Source organism: Methanofollis sp. W23 (genome assembly GCF_017875325.1).
Taxonomy (GTDB): Archaea; Halobacteriota; Methanomicrobia; order Methanomicrobiales; family Methanofollaceae; genus Methanofollis.
Map to the genome: position 1 here is coordinate 1,820,737 of NZ_JAGGMN010000001.1, position 18,894 is coordinate 1,839,630.

19 protein-coding genes and 1 CRISPR repeat array are annotated in these 18,894 nt (G+C 63.9%); of the genes, 3 read left to right on the forward strand and 16 right to left on the reverse strand.

Going from position 1 to position 18,894, the window contains the following annotated elements; all coding sequences use genetic code 11:
- Nucleotides 1-3: 3 nt before the first annotated feature.
- The 13 genes from thiE to J2129_RS07825 form a co-directional block, all read right to left on the reverse strand.
- Nucleotides 4-678 (reverse strand): thiamine phosphate synthase, encoded by a 675-nt coding sequence (thiE, locus tag J2129_RS07765; protein WP_209630323.1) that lies wholly within the window; start codon nucleotides 676-678, stop codon nucleotides 4-6.
- Nucleotides 678-1,484, reverse strand: a complete 807-nt coding sequence (thiM, locus tag J2129_RS07770; RefSeq protein ID WP_209630324.1) for a hydroxyethylthiazole kinase — start codon at nucleotides 1,482-1,484, stop codon at nucleotides 678-680. Before thiM ends, thiE begins: the two co-directional genes overlap by 1 nt.
- Nucleotides 1,485-1,536: 52 nt before the next feature.
- Nucleotides 1,537-1,905 carry a hypothetical protein gene (locus J2129_RS07775; RefSeq protein ID WP_209630325.1) on the reverse strand — a complete coding sequence of 123 codons (369 nt, stop codon included), beginning with the start codon at nucleotides 1,903-1,905 and terminating at the stop codon, nucleotides 1,537-1,539.
- Complete coding sequence (locus tag J2129_RS07780) at nucleotides 1,877-3,049, reverse strand: aminotransferase class V-fold PLP-dependent enzyme (RefSeq protein ID WP_209630326.1); 1,173 nt, start codon at nucleotides 3,047-3,049, stop codon at nucleotides 1,877-1,879. The genes J2129_RS07775 and J2129_RS07780 overlap by 29 nt, the downstream gene beginning before the upstream one ends.
- A gap of 595 nt (nucleotides 3,050-3,644) precedes the next feature.
- A complete protein-coding gene (locus J2129_RS07785; RefSeq protein ID WP_209630327.1) occupies nucleotides 3,645-4,781 on the reverse strand; it encodes a hypothetical protein in 1,137 nt (378 codons plus the stop codon).
- A gap of 358 nt (nucleotides 4,782-5,139) precedes the next feature.
- On the reverse strand, nucleotides 5,140-5,472 hold the full coding sequence (rpl12p, locus tag J2129_RS07790; protein WP_209630328.1) for a 50S ribosomal protein P1: 333 nt from the start codon (nucleotides 5,470-5,472) through the stop codon (nucleotides 5,140-5,142).
- 45 nt (nucleotides 5,473-5,517) lie between these two features.
- The gene (locus J2129_RS07795) at nucleotides 5,518-6,540 is read right to left on the reverse strand and encodes a 50S ribosomal protein L10 (RefSeq protein WP_209630329.1); all 1,023 of its coding nucleotides are present in this window, start codon (nucleotides 6,538-6,540) and stop codon (nucleotides 5,518-5,520) included.
- A gap of 1 nt (nucleotide 6,541) precedes the next feature.
- Nucleotides 6,542-7,186 carry a 50S ribosomal protein L1 gene (locus tag J2129_RS07800; RefSeq protein ID WP_209630330.1) on the reverse strand — a complete coding sequence of 215 codons (645 nt, stop codon included), beginning with the start codon at nucleotides 7,184-7,186 and terminating at the stop codon, nucleotides 6,542-6,544.
- Nucleotides 7,187-7,239: 53 nt separating this feature from the next.
- Nucleotides 7,240-7,716 (reverse strand): 50S ribosomal protein L11, encoded by a 477-nt coding sequence (locus J2129_RS07805; RefSeq protein WP_209630331.1) that lies wholly within the window; start codon nucleotides 7,714-7,716, stop codon nucleotides 7,240-7,242.
- Nucleotides 7,717-7,841: 125 nt separating this feature from the next.
- Entirely contained in the window at nucleotides 7,842-8,312 is a 471-nt protein-coding gene (locus tag J2129_RS07810; RefSeq protein ID WP_209630332.1) for a transcription elongation factor Spt5, read from the reverse strand.
- Nucleotides 8,313-8,317: 5 nt separating this feature from the next.
- Nucleotides 8,318-8,518, reverse strand: coding sequence for a protein translocase SEC61 complex subunit gamma (locus tag J2129_RS07815; protein WP_209630333.1), 201 nt, complete (start codon nucleotides 8,516-8,518; stop codon nucleotides 8,318-8,320).
- A 9-nt stretch (nucleotides 8,519-8,527) separates the two neighbouring features.
- Nucleotides 8,528-9,622 (reverse strand): cell division protein FtsZ, encoded by a 1,095-nt coding sequence (gene ftsZ / locus J2129_RS07820; RefSeq protein ID WP_209630334.1) that lies wholly within the window; start codon nucleotides 9,620-9,622, stop codon nucleotides 8,528-8,530.
- Nucleotides 9,606-10,934 carry a D-aminoacyl-tRNA deacylase gene (locus J2129_RS07825; RefSeq protein WP_209630335.1) on the reverse strand — a complete coding sequence of 443 codons (1,329 nt, stop codon included), beginning with the start codon at nucleotides 10,932-10,934 and terminating at the stop codon, nucleotides 9,606-9,608. Before J2129_RS07825 ends, ftsZ begins: the two co-directional genes overlap by 17 nt.
- Before the next feature lie 668 nt (nucleotides 10,935-11,602).
- Nucleotides 11,603-12,669: direct repeats of the CRISPR family, unit length 29 nt; unit sequence CGGTTCATCCCCACGCGTGTGGGGAACAC.
- Nucleotides 12,670-12,955: 286 nt separating this feature from the next.
- On the opposite strand from J2129_RS07825, the gene J2129_RS07830 reads away from it, so the two are divergent.
- The 3 genes from J2129_RS07830 (at nucleotide 12,956) to J2129_RS07840 (ending at nucleotide 16,207) form a co-directional block, all read left to right on the forward strand.
- Nucleotides 12,956-13,537, forward strand: coding sequence for a YIP1 family protein (locus J2129_RS07830; RefSeq protein ID WP_209630336.1), 582 nt, complete (start codon nucleotides 12,956-12,958; stop codon nucleotides 13,535-13,537).
- A 610-nt stretch (nucleotides 13,538-14,147) separates the two neighbouring features.
- Nucleotides 14,148-15,113 (forward strand): polysaccharide deacetylase family protein, encoded by a 966-nt coding sequence (locus tag J2129_RS07835; protein WP_209630337.1) that lies wholly within the window; start codon nucleotides 14,148-14,150, stop codon nucleotides 15,111-15,113.
- A gap of 5 nt (nucleotides 15,114-15,118) precedes the next feature.
- The gene (locus tag J2129_RS07840) at nucleotides 15,119-16,207 is read left to right on the forward strand and encodes a hypothetical protein (RefSeq protein ID WP_209630338.1); all 1,089 of its coding nucleotides are present in this window, start codon (nucleotides 15,119-15,121) and stop codon (nucleotides 16,205-16,207) included.
- Here the strand turns inward: J2129_RS07840 and J2129_RS07845 are convergent.
- Genes J2129_RS07845 through acpS form a run of 3 tightly spaced genes read right to left on the reverse strand, consistent with a single transcriptional unit; the run spans nucleotide 16,135 to nucleotide 18,388 of the window.
- The gene (locus J2129_RS07845; RefSeq protein WP_209630339.1) at nucleotides 16,135-17,703 is read right to left on the reverse strand and encodes a class I adenylate-forming enzyme family protein; all 1,569 of its coding nucleotides are present in this window, start codon (nucleotides 17,701-17,703) and stop codon (nucleotides 16,135-16,137) included. The genes J2129_RS07840 and J2129_RS07845 overlap by 73 nt on opposite strands.
- Nucleotides 17,700-17,951, reverse strand: coding sequence for an acyl carrier protein (locus tag J2129_RS07850; protein ID WP_209630340.1), 252 nt, complete (start codon nucleotides 17,949-17,951; stop codon nucleotides 17,700-17,702). The genes J2129_RS07845 and J2129_RS07850 overlap by 4 nt, the downstream gene beginning before the upstream one ends.
- Complete coding sequence (acpS, locus tag J2129_RS07855; RefSeq protein WP_209630341.1) at nucleotides 17,924-18,388, reverse strand: holo-ACP synthase; 465 nt, start codon at nucleotides 18,386-18,388, stop codon at nucleotides 17,924-17,926. The genes J2129_RS07850 and acpS overlap by 28 nt, the downstream gene beginning before the upstream one ends.
- Nucleotides 18,389-18,894 lie beyond the last annotated feature (506 nt).

The following is an 18,894-nucleotide window of genomic DNA, read 5'->3' on the forward strand; positions in this document are numbered from 1 at the left end:
CTGTTATGGTTCGACCTGACCGGGCATCAATCTGCCCGTAGCTGCCGGGAGATCCGCCTTTGCCGCCGCGATGAGAGTTTTCATCTGGCGGGCCGCGCCCTCCACGTCCTCCTGTCCGACGACCGCGGAGACGACCGCCACCCCTTCGGCACCTGCGGCGATGACTTCGGCCACGTTCTCAGGCCCGATGCCCCCGATCCCGAGAAGAGGGACCGAGACCGCGCCCCTGATCTCGTGGAGGGTCGCGAGGCCGTGGCCTGGCCCGGCGTCGGCCTTGGTCCAGGTCGAGAAGATGGGGCTGAGCGCGAGATAGTCAGCCCCGCCGGCGACCGCGGCCCGTGCCTCGGCCACGTCCCCGACCGAGACCCCGATGACGAACCCAGGCGGGGCGAGGGCCCGCGCCGCCGCCACCGGCAGGTCGTCCTGCCCCAGGTGGACGCCGTCGGCCCCGGCGGCGAGGGCGACGTCCAGGCGGTCGTTGACGATGAGGAGGGCCCCGGCCGACGCCGTGACCGCCCTGACCGCCTGCGCCGTCCTCAGGAGATCGGCGGTGCTCATCTCCTTGTCCCGCACCTGGACGACGTCGGCCCCGCCGGCGACCGCCAGACGGGCCTGGTCGAGGTGCGAACGCCCGCCGCCGACCTCGCGGTCGGTGACGACATAGAGGTCGTAGCCCATCAGGCGACCTCCAGGCGCCCCTCCGCTTCGAGGTCTTCAGGGGTCAGGGCATAGAGTTCGTCGAAGAGCGCCGTCCTGAAAGAGTACGGCCCCCGCACGCCCGTCGCCGCGGCCGCCTTCTCCCCGGCACGCCCGAAGGCGACCAGGGCCGCGGCCGCCCCGACGAGGGGATCGTCGGCGACGCCCACGAACGACCCGACCACCGAGGAGGCCATGCACCCGGTGCCTGAGAGGCGTTCCATCATCACGTGGCCGTTTCTGACCAGCACGACCCGCGCGCCGTCGGTGACGACGTCGGTCTCGTCGGTCATCGCCACCACGGTCCCGGTCGCCCGTGCACAGGCCTTCGCCGTCTCGACCGGGTCGCCGGCAAGCCCGCACGAGTCCACGCCCCGCACCTTCCCGCCGGCCCCGGCGAGAACGCCGATCTCCCCGGCATTCCCTTTCAGCACCGCGACCTTCACCTCTCTGAGGATCCGCAGCACCGCCTCGGTCCGCAGTCCGGTCGCCCCGGCCCCGACCGGATCGAGGACGACCGGCACCCCGAGTTCGTTCGCCTTTTTGCCCGCGAGGAGCATCGACTCCACCTGGGCAGGGTTGAGGGTCCCGATGTTGAGGACCAGCGCCCCCGCCGCCGTGACCATCTCGGCAGACTCCTCGGCGGCCTCGGCCATCACCGGGGCGGCCCCGGCGCAGATGGTGATGTTGGCGCAGTCGTTGATCGTCACGGTGTTGGTGATGTGGTGTACGAGCGGCCTGGTCTCTCGCACCTGCGAGAGGAGGGCAGCGCAGATCTTCGCGTCCATGATTGTGAAAAAAATAGGGCGGGTGAGGTGAGAGGTCTTGCGGTGGGGGCACTCACCTGCCGTACAGGTGCTCGTGCACCCGCGCCACGACCCTGGCCTCGCGCCGGTGCAGCGTCACGAGGTCAGGGTCGCCGTCGCGGTAGAGCGAGAAGAGCGAGTAGACGAAGTCGGTGGTCAGGTCGATCACCTCGCGCCTGAACCGCACCTCGACGCTCGTGTCCCCGACAAACCCCTTGATGGAGAAACAATCCGGCTTCTCGAAGGTGTAGAACCCCTCGCCGATGCCGGGCTTCGCCGTCACCTCCCCGAACCCCTTGAGGTACATGAAGAACTCCTCGGTCAGGGGAGCGCTCAGCACGAACTCCTTCATCATGGTGCCGTCGGCACACGACTTATGCCGAATCGACCGAATGATCCGCATGGCGTGCCACCTCCGTGATCGCTCTGGCCGCAGTCCTGCACTCGTCGTCGGTCGTGAACCACGAGAGACTGAGCCGCACGCATCCTTTCCCGCCGTCGATCGCCTGGTGGACGAGCGGGGCGCAGTGGAGCCCGGTCCGCCCGACCACCCCGTAGGCGCGGGCCAGGACAAACCCGAGGTCGTCGTCGTCCATCCCCGTGACGGAGAAGGAGACGATCGGGAGCGCCGGGTGTGCGGTGTGGACGAGGATGTTGGGTTCTTCCTTGAGCGTCCTGATCATCATGGCCGTCTGGCGTTCGGCCTTCTCGGCGATCGCCTCGGTCCCGACCGAGAGGACGCACTCCACCCCGGCCGCGAGCGCCGCAAGCCCCGGGTAATTGGGCGTCCCGGCCTCGAACTTCTCAGGCATCTCCCGCGGCTGGAGGAGGGAGAACGAGTCGGTCCCGGTGCCCCCGACCCGCACCGGGGCCACGGCGTCGGGGTCGCGCAGATAGAACCCGCCGGTCCCGGTGATCCCGAAGAGGCCCTTGTGCCCGGTGAAGGCGTAGGCGTCGACCTGGAGTGTTCCGAGGTCGACCGGGATGTGCCCGGCGGTCTGCGCCCCGTCGACGATGAAGTAGACCCCGTGCTCGTGGAGCATCGCCCCGATCGCCCCGACGTCCTGGACGGTGCCGAGCACATTGCTCCCATGCGCCATGACCATCAGCCGCGTCTCCTGGCGGACGGCCTCCCGCACCGCCGCGGGCGAGACCGTCCCGTCCTCGTCGAAGGGGACGACGGTGAGGCTGATCCGCCCCTCGTGTTCCAGTTCGTGGAGCGGGCGCAGCACCGAGTTGTGGTCGAGGGCCGTGGTCAGGACATGGCAGGGCCCGGGATGGGCGGCGAGAAATCCGTGGATGAGGAGGTTGAGCGAGTCGGTGGCATTCTGCGTGAAGATATAGTGTTCGGGAGGCCCGGCATGGAAGAGGCGGGCCAGGGCCTCGCGGGCGAGGCTCGGGTAGTCTTCCCCCTCGGTCCCGGCGGTCCGCCCGGCCCCAAAGACCGGGGCGGCAAGCGAGGCCGTGACCGCCTCGACGACCGCAGGGGGTTTGGGCCAGGTCGTCGCAGCGTTGTTCAGGTATATCAATGGTTTTTTCTCTTTCATGCTCTGCTCTGTGACTGTACTCAACCGAACGCACCAAAAATATGATGATCAGGGTTCAAACAGGACGGACCACCCCGTAGCCGAGGTCCATGTCGGTGATCAGGCACCGGACGATGTCGGCATACTCAACCCGCCGGGATAAGGCGGTGCGTCCTTGATCGGAGATGCACGTTCCAGAGATTGCGCCGGGACAGCACGACTGACGAGCATGAAGAAGGAGAGGTCCCGTCCTCGACCCCATCATGTCGCGGGGGTCCGGACGACGCGACCCCCCCGCAGAGACGACGGTGAAGATCCTGTGATTGGGAGCGGCGGCCTTGCAGAGTGAGTCCACGGGCGCGTTCGATACGGGAATCCTGTTGGTTCGGTTCTGTAGAATCGGGCATGAACCTCGGGCTCACGCATACGCAATATAGATTTCTCGTCACTTGATCTCCCCCATTATGATACCTCGTTCCATCGCCGCCCCACCCCTATCTTCATCGCGGGGGGTTCGGGGGGCACTCGCCCCCAGGCGCGAGATGACAGGAAAGATCCTACGAGGAGGGCGGGACGTCCCCCGCAGAGAGAGCCGTCATGAGGATTTCTCCAAAGGTCAGGGGGCCGTCCCTCGATATCTGGACCTCGCCCACCGCACCACCCCGCCGACCGCCGCCGCGGCAACGACGCTCACCGCACCAAGCAGAAGAAGCGACGGGACCGACGCCCCGACCTGCTCCCAGATCTCAGTCCTGGTCCCCCCGACAAGCCGGTACACGAGGGTGACGAGGAGCGGGGCGGCAAAGACCGCGCCCATGCACCAGGGAAACTCTCCTGGAGGGACAAGGAGGACCCCGGCGGCCGTGCCGAAGCCGATCATCAGGACGATGAAGAGGGCGATGCTGAGGATGGCCCACTCGCCTCCCGGCGTCAGGAGAAGAGGATGCCCGCCCGCCACCGCGAGGGCCGCCGAGACGACGAGCAGAAGCGCCCAGACCCGCCGCCGCCGACCGACAAGAGGGGCGGCGGCAAGGAGGAGCACCGCCGCCACCCCGCCGGCGATGAACGCCCCCTCAGGGAAGACCGAACTCAGCGCCCCGCTGGGAACGACCCATGCAAGGGCGACTGCCGGCGCCGCGAGGAAGACCCGCTCCCCCTCTTCGAGATAACTGAGCAGGAGCATCAGCACCCAGACAAAGCACGCAATACAGACCAGTTCGCCGATCTCAAGGAACATGCCCTGCGAGCCAGGGAAAAAGTAGGGGACCCCGCCAGGCCCGCCGGCATAGGGGAAGAAGTGCAACGGATTGGCGAGGATAAGCGTCGTGAACGCGGCGACGAGCACCAGCACCCAGGGCCGCCGCCCTGCTCCAAACCTCGACGCCACCACCGGCCAGGGCACGAGCACGGCCATGGCAAGAATGAGAATCGAGACCAGGAACGGCATGGAGTGCCGCCCCCACGTCCCAACCAGCGCCGCCCCCGCGATGAGGACGAGGACGACCGGCGGGATCGCCGCACGCACCCGCGGCATCGGGAGACGTTCAAGGAGGAGAAAGATCCCCGCAACCACCGCACCCCAGACCGCAGCAAAGATGCACGCGAGTGTGAGCAACACCGCGAGTATGACGAGGGCCGTCATCATCCCGCTCACCGGGTCGGGATCGTCAGGGAGAATCGCCGCCACCGGAAACGTGCAGAGAAAAATGGAAAGAACAATAAAAGAGAAGAACTTGATCCGCCGCATACTCATTCAGAACCTCTCTTCCCCTAGAGAGCCCATGAACATTCCGAAATGATCTGAACTGAGCCCCCTTCCGCGCCTGGGGCGCTGCCCCCTGACCCCCGAGATGATGAGAGGACCAGGAAGGCACAATGTGGACGGCGGCGATGAGAGTGCTGCGGGGATCCCCCCACAAGAGAGCACTTACCAAGAAATAGCGCTGCACCTGACCACCCCGACGACTCGCCGTCGCCGACGCTCTTTCAGATGAGGACTAGGGGAGTGACACCCCGACGTCGCCGTGGCGTCACCTCACGGTCGTGCAGAATGCACATACTCACGGCACCGGCCATGCGCCGGCGGACCCGCACAGAAAAGAAAAAAAAATTTAGCCGAAGAGGGCACCGAGCCCGGCCATGCCAGACTCTTCCTCTTCCTTCTTCTCTTCCTCGGACTCCTCCTCGGCAGCCGGAGCAGCCTCGGCAGGTGCGGCGGCGGCCGCGGCGGCCGGCGCAGCGGCCGGCGCAGCGGCAGCGACCGGAGCGACCGCAGCCTTGGAGATAGCCTCCTCAATGTCCACACCGTCGAGTGCGGCCACCAGGGCCTTCACACGGGCGTCGTCAGCGTCGATACCAGCAGCGGAGAGAACAGCCTTGACGTTCTCCTCGTTGATGTCCTTGCCTGCGTTGTGCAGGAGCAGTGCAGCGTAGATGTACTCCATGATTCTCACCTATCTCGATTTACAAACTTGAAATTGTATTCATGTTCACCCGAAGAGGGCACCAAGACCGGCCATCCCGGACTCTTCCTCTTCTTCCTTCTTCTCTTCCTCGGTCTCTTCCTCGGCGGGGGCCTCTTCGGCAGCCGGCGTTGCGGCTGCAGGTGCGGCAGCAGCTGCCGCAACGGCCTGGGTAATCGACTCGTCGAGCTCGAACCCGCCTTCCGAGGCCTTCATGGCGATAGCCAGCATCTCACGGTATGCCCGGCCGACGATGAGGTCCGCGACATCCTTCTCGTAGATACACGCCTCGACCGCCAGGTTCCTGGCATCCTGAGCTGCCTTACCGACGATGGTCTCCGCCGTAAGCGGCGTCAGGATCGCAGCGTTCACCGAGAGGTTGAATGCCTGCTGGGCCGCCAGCGTCACCTTGGCGAGGTACGCCGACTCGTCGATCGCCAGGGTCTCAGGCGCAAAGATCGTGCCGTCCTGGAACGCCGCCTGCAAGATCAGGCCCACTTCCATCGGCTTGATCTCGAGCTTCGCCAGCACGCCGGCCATCTTCGCATCGATGACCTGACCCTTCTTGACGACCGTCTTGGTCTCCCTGATCTTGACCTTGCCGGCCTCGATCATCGCCGGGACCCCAGCCTGCTGGAGTTCCCCGACAATCGGCCCCGGCTTAAAGCTCGTGGGCCCCTTCGGGACGACAATATCTTCAGGTGCGACCTCGCCCGGCTTCGCGGCCATCTTCGTCTTCGTCAGCTCCAGGTGCTTGTAGAGCTTGAAGGGGTTCTCCTTCGTGAAGATGAGCGCACTCTGGCCCGAGATGTGCTCTCCCATCTCGACGACGTCGCCGCCGATCTCGTCCAGCGCATGCCTGGTGAGGGTCTTCCTGGCCATCTTGATCTCAGCGACCTCGCGGAGGTTCTGCCTGATGTCCTGGAGCTGGGTTGCCGGAATCCCGTGCATATTGACCAGCCCGACCACCGGGTAGTCCACAAAGCGCTGCTTGATCCCCTCGACCTGCTCGCGCTTCCACGCGGGCAGGTGGTGCGTGTACAGACTCATCTCAGATCACCCTCACTGCCGGGCCCATCGTCGTCTTGACATAGACCGAGCGGAGGTTCTGCGACCCCTGCTCCAGCGCTGACTCGACCTTCCTGAGAATCAGGTCGATGTTGTCTGCGATCTCCTCGGCGGACTGCTGCGTGCTGCCCACCGGGGCGTGGAAGACCTTCTTATCCTTCGACCTGACCCGCACCGAGACCCTGAGGCGCTCGATGAGGGGGCGGACATCAGTGCCGGTCGGGACCGGCATCGGCATCTTCCCGCGCGGACCGAGCCTCGGACCCAGCCAACGACCGACCTGGCCCATCACGCTCGTCTCTGCAAGGAAGAACCGATACTCGTTTGCGACCTTGCGCGCCTCGCGAGGTTCGCCGCCGAGCCGCTCGATCTCTTCAGGGCTGATGATCAGATCGACCCCGACCTCCTTGGCCTGGGTCGTGATCTCGCCCTTTCCGAGGACTGCAACCTTATTCTGGGTGCCCAGACCGTTCGGGAGAGCGATAGTCTCGTCGATACGGTTTTTGGGCTGGGACATGTCGATATTCCTGAGATTAATGGTAATATCGACGCTCTCCTGAAACTTGCGCTCAGGTGCAGTCTCCAGAGCCGTTTTCACGGCTTCCAATATCTGTTGTTTCTCAACCATTGAGGACCTCCATAGTTTGCGACCGTCTTCGATCTCCTATGGATGAATACCGTTTACGCCTCAAGGACACTGTCATACTCGCCCGCATCAATCGCGGCCAGCATCTCCTTGGGTGCACGGCCTTCGACCGTCACTCCGACAGAGACACAGGTCCCGACGACTTCTTTCACTGCCATCTTCAGACGGTAGGAGAGCATGTCGTCGAACTTCATGCGTGCGATCCGAACAGCGGCCTCAAGCGGCAGATCACCCACAAACTGGGTGGCAGGCTCACCGGACCCCTTCTCGATACCAACTTCCTTCTTGACCAGGGCCGCAGTCGGTGGGACACCGACCGAGACGGTGAAGTTCTTCTTGTCATCGACTTCGACCTTCACCGGCACCTGCATGCCATTGAATTCTGCGGTTTTCTTATTGATCTCGTCAATAACCGCTTTTACGTTGATACCGAGGGGACCCAGGGCAGGACCAATAGGTGGACCTGCAGTCGCTCTGCCTCCGGGTACCAATACCTCGACCGTTTCTGCCATAGATCTATCACCATGCGTTCCCCGTAAGGGTACTTTGCTTGGGTTGACTAAGGTTTCCCGGGCAGACTATTAAAAGTATCACATTCCCGTGAGGGGGAGACGTGTCAGAAGAGGGGGGTGGAAGATCAGGATTCGCCCCGGTCGATCACCCTGACATTGTCGCCGCGCACGGTGATCGGGATCGGGACCATCGACTCGTAGAGTTCAACGGTGATCTCTTCTTTGTTTGAATCGACCCGTTTGACCACGGCCTTCTCGCCCTTGAACGGTCCGGCGATCAACTCGACGATGGTACCCTCGTCGATCCCGGCCACCACCGGTTTGGGCTCGAGATAATGCGCGATCTCTTCAATTTTCGTCGCGCCCGGCACCACGGTCCTGGCGCTCGGCACGCTCTCGATCAGTTCGGCGATCCGCGCAAACGGTTCGGCCGCCTCGACGAGGACATAGCCTTTCAGTTCGTCTGGCGAGAGCACAGAGAGCACTTTAAATGAAGGATCGTGCAGCACTGCACGGTAGATCGAGTCCACGACCGCACGCTCCTGTTTTGCCGTCGTCTTGATGGCAAAGATTTTGATTTCAGGTTCTTCTGTCATGCGTATCAGTGCATCGGCGCGGTCATGATCACATAGATAATGAACCCTAAGAGTCCGATGATCAGGACACCGATCGCGGCGACGATGGCGATCTTGGTGAACTCGTCCCGGGTCGGCGTCCGCGCCAGCTTGAGGACGCGCAGGTACTTTTTAAAGAACTCCTCGTTGATGGAGCTCATCTTCACTGACTCAGTGCTGATAGCCATATATAGTTTTCACCTCAGGAAGTCGATGTCAAATTCCTTGGAAACCTTGGGGAGAGATTTGCGTTCGTTTCGCCCATATATTTGTGGGGAGTTGACCCCGGTGACCACGAGCATGGTGCGCATACTGCCCTCCATCTCGGGGTCGACCTGCGCGCCCCAGATGATCCGCGCACTCGGGTCGATGCGGTCGTAGACCTCCTGGACCACGCCTTCGGCCTCGGACATGGTCATGTCTGGGCCGCCGACGACGTTGACGAGGGCGGCGGTGGCGCCCGAGATGTCGACGTCGAGGAGCGGGGAGCGCAGCGCCTTCTTGACGGCGTCGGCCGCTTTGTCCTCTGAGTCGGACTCGCCCATCCCGATCATGGCGACGCCGCCGCGTTCCATCACGGTGCGCACGTCGGCGAAGTCGAGGTTCACGAGTCCGGGGACGGTGATCAGTTCGGTGATCCCCTTGACCGCCCGCATCAGCACTTCGTCGGCCACCTTGAAGGCGGCGTGGACCGGCAGGCGCGGGACGACTTCGAGGAGACGGTCGTTGGGGACGACGATGACGGTGTCGGCGACGTCGCGCAACCGCTCCAGGCCGGCTTCGGCGTTCTCGGCACGGATCGTGCCTTCTGAGGTGAACGGGAGCGTGACGACGGCGATGGTGAGTGCCCCTTCTTCCCTGGCGGCCTTGGCGACCACGGGGGCGGAACCGGTCCCGGTCCCGCCGCCGAGTCCGGTGGTGATGAAGACCATGTCGGCCCCGGAAAGGGCGCCCTTGATCTGGTCTTCGTTCTCGAGGGCGGCCTCTTCGCCGATCTGGGGGATCGACCCGGCGCCCAGCCCGCGGGTCCGCTGTCTGCCGATGAGGATCCGCTTGTCGGCCTTTGTTCGGATCAGGTGCTGGGCGTCGGTGTTGATTGCCACCAGTTCGGCGCCGCTGATGCCTTCGTCGGCGATCCTGCTCATCGTGTTCGAGCCCCCGCCGCCGCACCCGACGACGACGACTTCGGTCCTGAGTTCTTGCAGGAGTGCCTCGAGTTCGTCGTCAGGCTGGACGGGCGCTTCATATTCATCTTGTGCCCGTGACAATGCCTCTTCAACAATGGACTTCATTGATATACCTCTCCAACCCCGGGATGTGGATGCGGGTTACACTGCGTGACTGAACCATGGACGGGGTGACCGTCTCGTCCCCGACTTCGACGCTACGGCCGCCGGAGAGTTTTCCAAAGAGGGGGCCTTTGGGAACTCCGAGCGCCCGGGCCTTCTGTGGATCAAAACGTGTTCTGGTGATCACAAGGTCGTCCCCGTCGGCGGCAGTGCTCCACCGTACACTTATGATTTCAATACACAGGGATATGACATCATGTATTATTTCTTCGCTTTGATTCTTGAATGTGATGAAGGTCGGGGAGGTGGCGCCGGTCGTGGTGGCGATGTGGGCGGCCTGGAGAGAGGCGAGGCGCTCCCTGAAGGTGTGCGGGTCTGAGCGTTCGGCTTCTTTGAGGAGTGCGTGAGGGACCTGGACCTCGATGAGGTCGCCGTCGCCGGATAGGCCGCCGGGATGGAGCCGGCCGCCTGGGACGAGATCGGCGGCGGCGGTTCTGAGGGCGGTGTAGGTCTCCCATGAGATGGCGCCGATCTCAGCGATCTCTCCTTCTGAGAGGATGGGGAGGCCGAGGGCGTCGAGGTGCGCTTCGAGGGTGGCGGCCTCGTGTTTCGAGAGGGCTTTGCGGTCGAGGTAGGCGGCGAGGGCGCCGGTCTCTTCGGTCATGCGGGTGATGAGGCCGCGGTCGAGGTCAGGGACGACGCGCGTGGGGGCGATGTGGCCGAAGGCGCCGCGGGAGGTGAGGGTGATCTCGGTCTGTCTGACGGCGTAGTGGGTGCCGCCGAACCCGACGAGCGGGATCACGGACTCGGGGACGGCTTCGAGGACGGCGCGCGCGGCGGCGTCGGCGGCGGCGGGGTCGTTCCATTCGGTCTCGGTCGACCCGATCTCGACGAAGAGCGAGGGGGTGGCGAGGGTGGTGGGGCCGTGGTGGGTGGCTTCGTAGCTGGCCCGGTAGCCTGGCGGGGCGTGGCGGGCGAGGCCGCGGAGCACGGCGTGCATCATGGCCGGGGCGGCGGGGGGAAGGGTCTGGGCGTCGCCGCCGTAGACGGCGTCGCCAAAGTTCCCGGTGACGTGGACGGTGAGGGCCGGGGTGGGGTGGCTGCTGCTGTGTCTGGAGAGGAAGAGGACGAGGTCGGCGTCGAGGTCGTGGTCGATCGCCTCGGCGTAGATGAGTCGTCCGTCGATTTCGTGGAAGGTGAGGTCTGCAACCCCGAGGAGGGGCCAGTCGTCCCGCTCCTTGAGGAGTGCGCTGAGCCGCCGGGCAAGGTTGGTGCCGGCGGGGTCGAGTCGGGACGAGAGGAGTGCGATATGCATGGTACAAGATCGGTGCTGCAGGGCTAAAGTCTTGTCAGTGAGGGGCGGGAGGGGTTCGCGGGGTTTTCTGGGGGCGGGTGCATGGCCGGGAGGTATCGGTTTTTGTTCTATGAGATGAGATCGAGGGGGGAGGTATGTAGTGTGGAATGGGTCACATGGGGGGTCTGATCGTACTCTGGCCTGGTGCCCTGTGGTCTCACGCTCTTCTTCATGAGGGGGGTGGCCTTTTGTGTGGGGGAGGAGGGCGGGTTCATCCCCACGCGTGGGGGGAACACCAGTGTCGAGTCAAGAACGAAAAGTCGTCACCACGATGCAATAGAACGAGAGGGCTCTCTCCTCGCGTGAAGAGCGGTCGTGATATTATCCTCTTCATGTTCTCGCCCCTCTCGTCATCCCGGGCTCAGGGGGAGCCGCGCCCCAGGGGCGAGGGCGCGGGAAGGGACGTCGATCCACGGTGCCGCCCCCACAGAAAAACGAAGACATTGTTGTCACTCTCTCGCGCTGGGGGAGACCCCCCTGACCCCTCACGATGGGGATCGGGGGGGCGGCGAGGAAGCGGCGATCCCGCTCGCGGTCCTGTCGTGAAGAGTGTGATCCGCGGCATCCTGGTCGGATATGTGAGTGATGACACGACACTGGTCGTCAGACGTAGAGGCGTATCGACCGAGCGGTTCATCCCCACGCGTGTGGGGAACACTGTTTCGTGCCGCCCGTAGAGCACTGAGAATCCGGTTCATCCCCACGCATGTGGGGAACACACGCTCGCAATCGTCGGGTTTATTCTGTACTTCGGTTCATCCCCACGCGTGTGGGGAACACTTGAGAGTGACTCCCTTGTCGTCTGTGTTCGGCGGTTCATCCCCACGCGTGTGGGGAACACGGCAAGTCCACCTTCCTGTTAGACAGGCTGAACGGTTCATCCCCACGCGTGTGGGGAACACTGGGTGGTTTGGCTCCTCATGCACGGGGCCTCCGGTTCATCCCCACGCGTGTGGGGAACACATCCTTTTCCTCTCTAACGCACAGAGCGCGTTCGGTTCATCCCCACGCGTGTGGGGAACACGGGACCGACACCCCCATGATCACCGATCACTCCCGGTTCATCCCCACGCGTGTGGGGAACACGTCACTATCCCTAGAGTCAAGGAGATATTAGGCGGTTCATCCCCACGCGTGTGGGGAACACTTGCTTTCTGAATCCCTTTCTGAATCCGCCATCGGTTCATCCCCACGCGTGTGGGGAACACCCGTCAGCACAGACCCTGCCCACATCCTACGCCGGTTCATCCCCACGCGTGTGGGGAACACGCGGTCCAGTTTATCAGACGCTCCCCAGCCTCCGGTTCATCCCCACGCGTGTGGGGAACACGATGTAGTCGTCCGGATGGTCGACGCCGGCCTCGGTTCATCCCCACGCGTGTGGGGAACACGAACTTCTCGGCTGGGGCGTCGGGACACCGTACGGTTCATCCCCACGCGTGTGGGGAACACGGAGCGATCCAGATCGACGCGGGCGAGTCGTCCGGTTCATCCCCACGCGTGTGGGGAACACACCGCTGCGTACCCCCCGCCCCGGAGAGGGACCGGTTCATCCCCACGCGTGTGGGGAACACGAGAGTTGTTGCTGCAATTCAGGGAGGGTGGTCGGTTCATCCCCACGCGTGTGGGGAACACGCGGTTCAGAGCCCTGAGTTTCGCCTGCAGTTCGGTTCATCCCCACGCGTGTGGGGAACACTCTACTGGTTATGACCCCCGGAAAGAACCTTCTTTCCTACCCGACCCCATGACCCCGTGGATTCCCGGCACCACCACAATGCCCTGGGAACAGAAGAGACCACGGCGTCATTACGTCTCACTTTAGAAGAGCGATCAGATGAACCTTCTGGATTCAGTCTCCCCTACCCCTCGACCATGGCGCGAGGCTACCGATCTCTCACAGAATCCTGGCAAACCTTGATATCCGCCCCTCTTCTCCAGCATTCACGCGGAAAAGATAAATCCACACCCCTTGCATTTCTATCATGTCACCTGACATCATCGAACAAGTACGAGGGTTCATCCTGGACCCTGTAGAGACATTCAGGAACGCACGAGGTGACGAACTCGGCGAGGCGATTAAATATTACGCCGTCATCCTCGCCATCTACGCCGGCCTCACCGGACTCATGACGATGGGCGGGTTTGGAGTATACCTCGACACCTCCGGGTTCCTCGACACCTTCGGCAGCGTCGGGATCGGCACCGCGATCGGCGTGATCCTCGCAACCTTTGTCGGCGAGATCATCGGGCTGCTCGTCGTCACCCTCATCATCCACGTCCTCGTCGCCCTCTTCATCGGCGGCAACGGCATCGAAGCGACGGCCAAGGCCCTGGCATATGCCTCCACCCCCAGCATGCTCTTTGGCTGGATCCCGTTCATCGGCCCCCTCGCCTTCGTCTGGACCGTCATCCTCTCGGTCATCGGGATCAGGGAGTTCCACGAGACCACGACCGGACGGGCGGCGGTCGCCGTCGTCCTGCCGGTGGTCGCCCTCGCGGTCCTCTTCGTCCTCGTCATCGCCGCCATCGCCGCAGTGGTGATCGCCGCCAATGTGGCGGCCTGAACACGACGCCCCCCATCTTTTTTTTTATATCCTCCGCACCTGAGAAGAGGCGATTGGGGGAGGACAGGGATCGGCGGACCAGGTAACCTTTGTTCAATTCTGATCAGGCGGGTGCCGTCCTCGCCCGATCTTCATGAGAGGGAGACCTGGGGCCGAAAGCCCCCATGGCCCCGTGTAGGGAGGGAGAGTGGGTGCAGGTGAGGAGTCTCATATCGGGGTCATCCCACCACTCTCCCCCCCCTCCCCCTCGCAGAAGAGAGCAATGGAATAGATCGGAAAACCCCGCGGCCCCTGGCATGGAGAGAACGATCGACCATCGTCGGGAACACCGCACAGGCCTCACCCCAGGAGGACGAATAATAAGAGATCGTCGACCAGCAGGTCGGATGGACGGCACCCATTTTTCCCCCCTCCCACCAGCCCCGGTTCCCTCTTCACGACGAAGAAGAAACGAGCACGCATCTCCTCGCCAGCCTGTAAAATCCCATAGGAATCCCGCATCGGGAAACATATATATATTGCTACCTATCCAGATGGGGACATGCGGGGGGAAGTCAATCTTGAACGCCGGGCCATCTCTCTTCTTTCATCCGTACTGAGTCCTTCCGGTGTGTTCGACGCATACAGAAACATCAGGGGCGGCATCCAGGGCGGAGCCACCATCTACACCTTCCACCGCGTCGGCCCCCAGCGTCACGACTGGCTCATCCCGACGATGGAGACCCCCGAGTTCGAGCAGGTGGTCAGGTGGCTGACCAGGACCCACCGCCTCCTCCCCCTCGACGAGATCGTCGCCGCCCTCCAGGAAGGCCGGGCCCTGCCCGACGGCACCGCGGCGATCACCTTCGACGACGGCTACCAGGACATCTACACCCACGCCTGGCCCGTGCTCCAGAACTACAAGGTGCCGGCCACGGTCTTTCTCACCACCGGCCCCATGGACCGCCGGGAACTCTTCTGGTTCGACCGGTTCAGGCACATCATCCACACCACCGAGAAGAGGGGCTTTGAGATGGAAGGGTTTGGCAGGTTCCCGCTTCGGACCCAGACCGACAGGTTCAGGGCCGTCACCTCAATCGAGCGCTCGGTCCTCAAGGTCGCCGAGGAGGCCGAGAAACTCGCATACATCCGTGCGATCGAAGAAGACCTCGCCGTCGACCCCCCCGAGATCGGGGACGACTACATCCTCACCTGGGACCAGGTCAGGGAGATGGCCCAGGACAGCGTCACCTTCGGCTCGCACACCGTCACCCACCCGCAGCTCACCCACCTCCCGGTCAGGCAGGCAGCGGCCGAGATCAGGGACTCGAAACGGCGAATCGAGGAAGAGACCGGGACCGAGGTCCACTTCCTCTCCTACCCCAATGGCAGCGCCACCGACACCTCGGTCGAGGTCCAGACACTGGTCAAGGAGGCCGGGTACCTCTCGGCCTTCTGCGGGGTGCCCGGGCAGGTGAGGGCCGGGGCCAACCCCTTCATGCTCAACCGGGTCTTCTCTGGCTGGGACTTCGACACCTTCAAGTTCTTCGGTTCAGGGGCGTTTGCCGATCTTGCCAGGTTCCATTTCAGGCGGTGATTAGTATGAAGATGAAGGTGCGGACCATCAACACCGACGAGTATGAAGGCCTTGCGGCCTTCCTTGCAACGCAGGTCGAGACCGACCCGGCCGAACTCTGGCTGAGCAGGTTTGGCATGTGGTGGGAGAACAACCCCGCCATGGCCGAAGGGATCCCGCGGGGATGGGTGATCGAGGACGACGAGCACGAGATCGCCGGGTTCCTCGGCAACATCCCGGTGCCCTTCTGGGTCGACGGCCACCTCGCTCTCGCCCGTGCCGCCTCCTCCTGGTATGTCCGCCCCGAGGTGCGGGGGGTGCTCGGGCTCCAGCTCAACATCGCCTACTCGCGCCAGAAGGACGCCGACCTCTTTATCAGGACGACCCCGAACGAACTGGTCCAGGCGATGCTCCCGCGTCTGGGGTTCGAACGGGCCGCCTTCCCGGTCGGCGGCCGGGAATATCTGTGCGTCCGCGACTATGGCGGGGCGGCGGCGCTGTACGGTGCAAGTCCGGGGACCGGCGGGACAAAACGGGCGCTCACCTCCCTTGCCCGCGGCCCGCTCACCGCAGTCTCGCCGCTCCTCCTGCGCCACCGTGCCGGAGGCGGGCCCGAGGCCGCCGCCGGTGCATGGGAGGTCTGCACCAGGTGCGGGCGAGAGTTCACCGCCTGCTGGGAAGAGTTCAGGCGGCCGGGCACCGCCTCGGTCGCCCGCGACGCACAGACCCTGGAATGGCTCTACTTCTCAGAGCCCGTCGCCGGGAAACGGACCGTCGTGGCGTGCCGGGACAAAGATGGCGAACTCGCCGGCTACTGCGCCTTCGACCTGCTCACCCCGTACGGCGCCGGGGTGCAGGTGCTCATCCTCCGCGACGCCTTCCTCCCTGACCGTGCGACTGCCAGGACCGCCGTCGCCGCAGGGAAGGCGCTGGCCGAGGAGAAGGACGCCGCCACCGTTGCGTTCTGGCCGGCCTCGCGCAGGATGGAGGAGGTGCTCAAGGCCGAGGCCACCACCTCCAGGCAGACCGACTACGGGTATTTCTACCGCTGGGGCCGGGCCGGACCGGCGGTGCTGCTCCCCTCGACCGTCGACCCTGACCGCGGGACGCTGTAGCCCTGCACCTCGTCCCCGGCCTTGAGGGCGGCGACCACATGGTGGAGCCTGACCAGGTCCAGTTTGTCTGAGGCGTTGAGCGGCATGGCCTGCGCAAAGACCACGGCCCTGGGGACCTTGTACGACGGGAGGGAGGCGCGGCAGAGGCTCATGATCTCGTCGTGAAGCGCGGCCGAGGGGTCGCGGACCGGTTGGACGACGGCCACCGCCGCCTCGCCCATGAGGGTGTCCTGGACGGCGACGACCGCGGTCTCGCTCACCCCGGCATGAGTGTTGATGAGGTCTTCGACCTCGCGGGGGGTGATCCGGTGTCCGGCCGACTTGATGACCGTGTTGTCCCGGCCTTTGAAATAGATGTAGCCGTCTTCGTCGACGGTGCCGAGGTCGCCGGTGTAGAGCCTGCCGTTTCGCAGTTTTGCGGCGGTGGCCTCGGGGTCCTTGAAGTAGCCCTGCATCAGGGTCGGGCCGAGCACGGTGATCTCGCCGACCTCGCCGGGCGCCACGGGCCGGTCGTCTGGGCCGAGGACTTCGAGGCTGACGCCTGGCATCCCCTTGCCAAGCGACCCGATCTTTTCGTGGAGGAGGGCGGGGTCGAGGATCGAGATCCGTGCCGTCGCCTCGGTGGCGCCGTAATAGATGTAGAGATCTTTGGCAGGGAAGGTCTCGGTGATCGTCCTGACATATTTCTCGTCGAGGTGCCCGCCGCCGCAGGTCATGTAGCGCAGGCTCGGGAGGGCGCTCGTGAGGAAGGGGGTGCGGTGGATGAGGATCTGGTAGGTGCTCGGCACGCCGTAGATCCCGGTGCACCCGTAGCCCTCGATCTCGGGGATGACGGTGCCAAGGAAGATCGAGGTGTGCAGGACCAGGCTCCCGCCGACCCTGAGGTGGGTGTGGAGGACCGAGACCCCGTAGCAGTAGGTGAAGGGCAGGACGGCGCAGGCGCGGTCGGCGTCGGTGAGGCGCATCACGGCGAGGATCGCTTCAGAGTTGGTGATGAGGTGGCGGTGCGGGATCATCACGCCTTTTTTCTCGCCGGTGCTCCCTGAGGTAAAGAGGATCTGGGCGGTCTCGTCGGCGTCGGTCTCGTCCACCCATGCCTCGTCGGTGGGACGAAGGGCGACGAGGGCGGCAAGGTCGGCCTCAGAGAAGACCGGCCACTCCTCGCCGAGTTTGGGCCTGAACTTCTCCTGGACGCAGCAGCAGGAAAATTCGCAGAGGGCGCCGATCTTTGCGAGTTGGTCCTGTGCGACCCTGGTCTCGACGAGCACGGCGATGTTCCCGCTTTTCATGGCGGCGAGGTAGCAGAGAGTGAAGTAGAGGCTGTTCTCGGCGAGGACGAGGATCCGGTTCCCCTGTCCGTAGGTCTCTCCGAAGTGTCTGGCAAGGGCGTTCACCTGCCAGAAGAGGTCACGGTGGGTGATCGTCTCCTTCGGCCCGGCAAGAAAGAGGGTGTCACGCTCCCTGGTGTGCTCGAAGAGGTAGTCGACGAAGTTCATACCGCCCCCTCCTCCAGGTGGGAGAAGACGACGGCCCTGACCTTGCCGAAGTCTTCCATCTCGACGATCTCGTCCATGTCCAGGGTGATCCCGAAGGCCTCCTCGAGGGCGGCCACGAGTTCGAGGTGTTTGAGCGAGTCCCAGAGTTCGTGGGTGTTGTACCCGATCTCGTCGGTGAGGTCTGAGGCTCGAACGCCGATGATCTCGCAGAAGATTTTTTCTATTCTTTGATGTGGTCCTTTTTCCATCCGTCCCCCTCCATCGCGACTGCGCAGGCGACCGCGATGTCCCCGTCGTGCGAGAGGCTGACAAGGACAGTGACCATACTGGCATTGGGGGATATTAAGGTAACGGACGGCACCCCTGACGGGGTGTTTGTGATCTCGATTTTGTTCATCGCAAGGCGGTCAAAACCGATGGAAGAGAGGGCTTTGGTGACGGCCTCTTTCCCGGCGAACCTGGCGGCGAGGTGGGGGGCGGGGTCTCCTCGCGAGAAGCAGGCGGCGAGTTCGGCCGGGGTGAAGACTCGTTCCAGGAAGTGACGGTCGTGGTCGAGGGTCTTTCCTTTGAATCGGGTGATCACGACGACGTCGGTCCCGATGCCTGGTATCATCTGGCCGGGGGTTGTCGGGAGGGGGATATAGATGTTGTGGAGGACGCCACCCCCCCGATTAGAATTGAACAAACTTCGCCAGGTCCACAGATCCCCATCCCCCGTCAATCACCACCGCGGGGGTCCGGGGGCGGAGTCCCCCGGCGGATGATGAGAAGACACGTACCTGATCCTCCTCGATCGCCTCCTCATGAAGATCACGCAGGAACACCACCCGCCCGATTAGAACTGGGAGACCCTCACCAGGGTCACGGATTCCCATCCCCCGCCAATCACCACCGCGGGGGTCCGGGGGCAAGGCCCCCGGCGAACGATACAAAAGTACCCGCCTGGTCCTCCTCGCTCGCCTCCTCATGAAGATTGGTCGGGGGCGGCACCCGCCGGATCAGAATTGGGCGACCTTCACCAGATCCACCTCAGTCATCTCCACGATCACTCAACGACGGTGCTCGGTGGCCTTTCGGCCCCCTTCGCTCCTCGTGATGAAGATTGGGCGAGGACGGCAGAACGCGGATCGAAAGAGGAAGACCCTCACCAGATCCACCTGATGCCGTCCTCCAACCAATCGCCACGCCGGG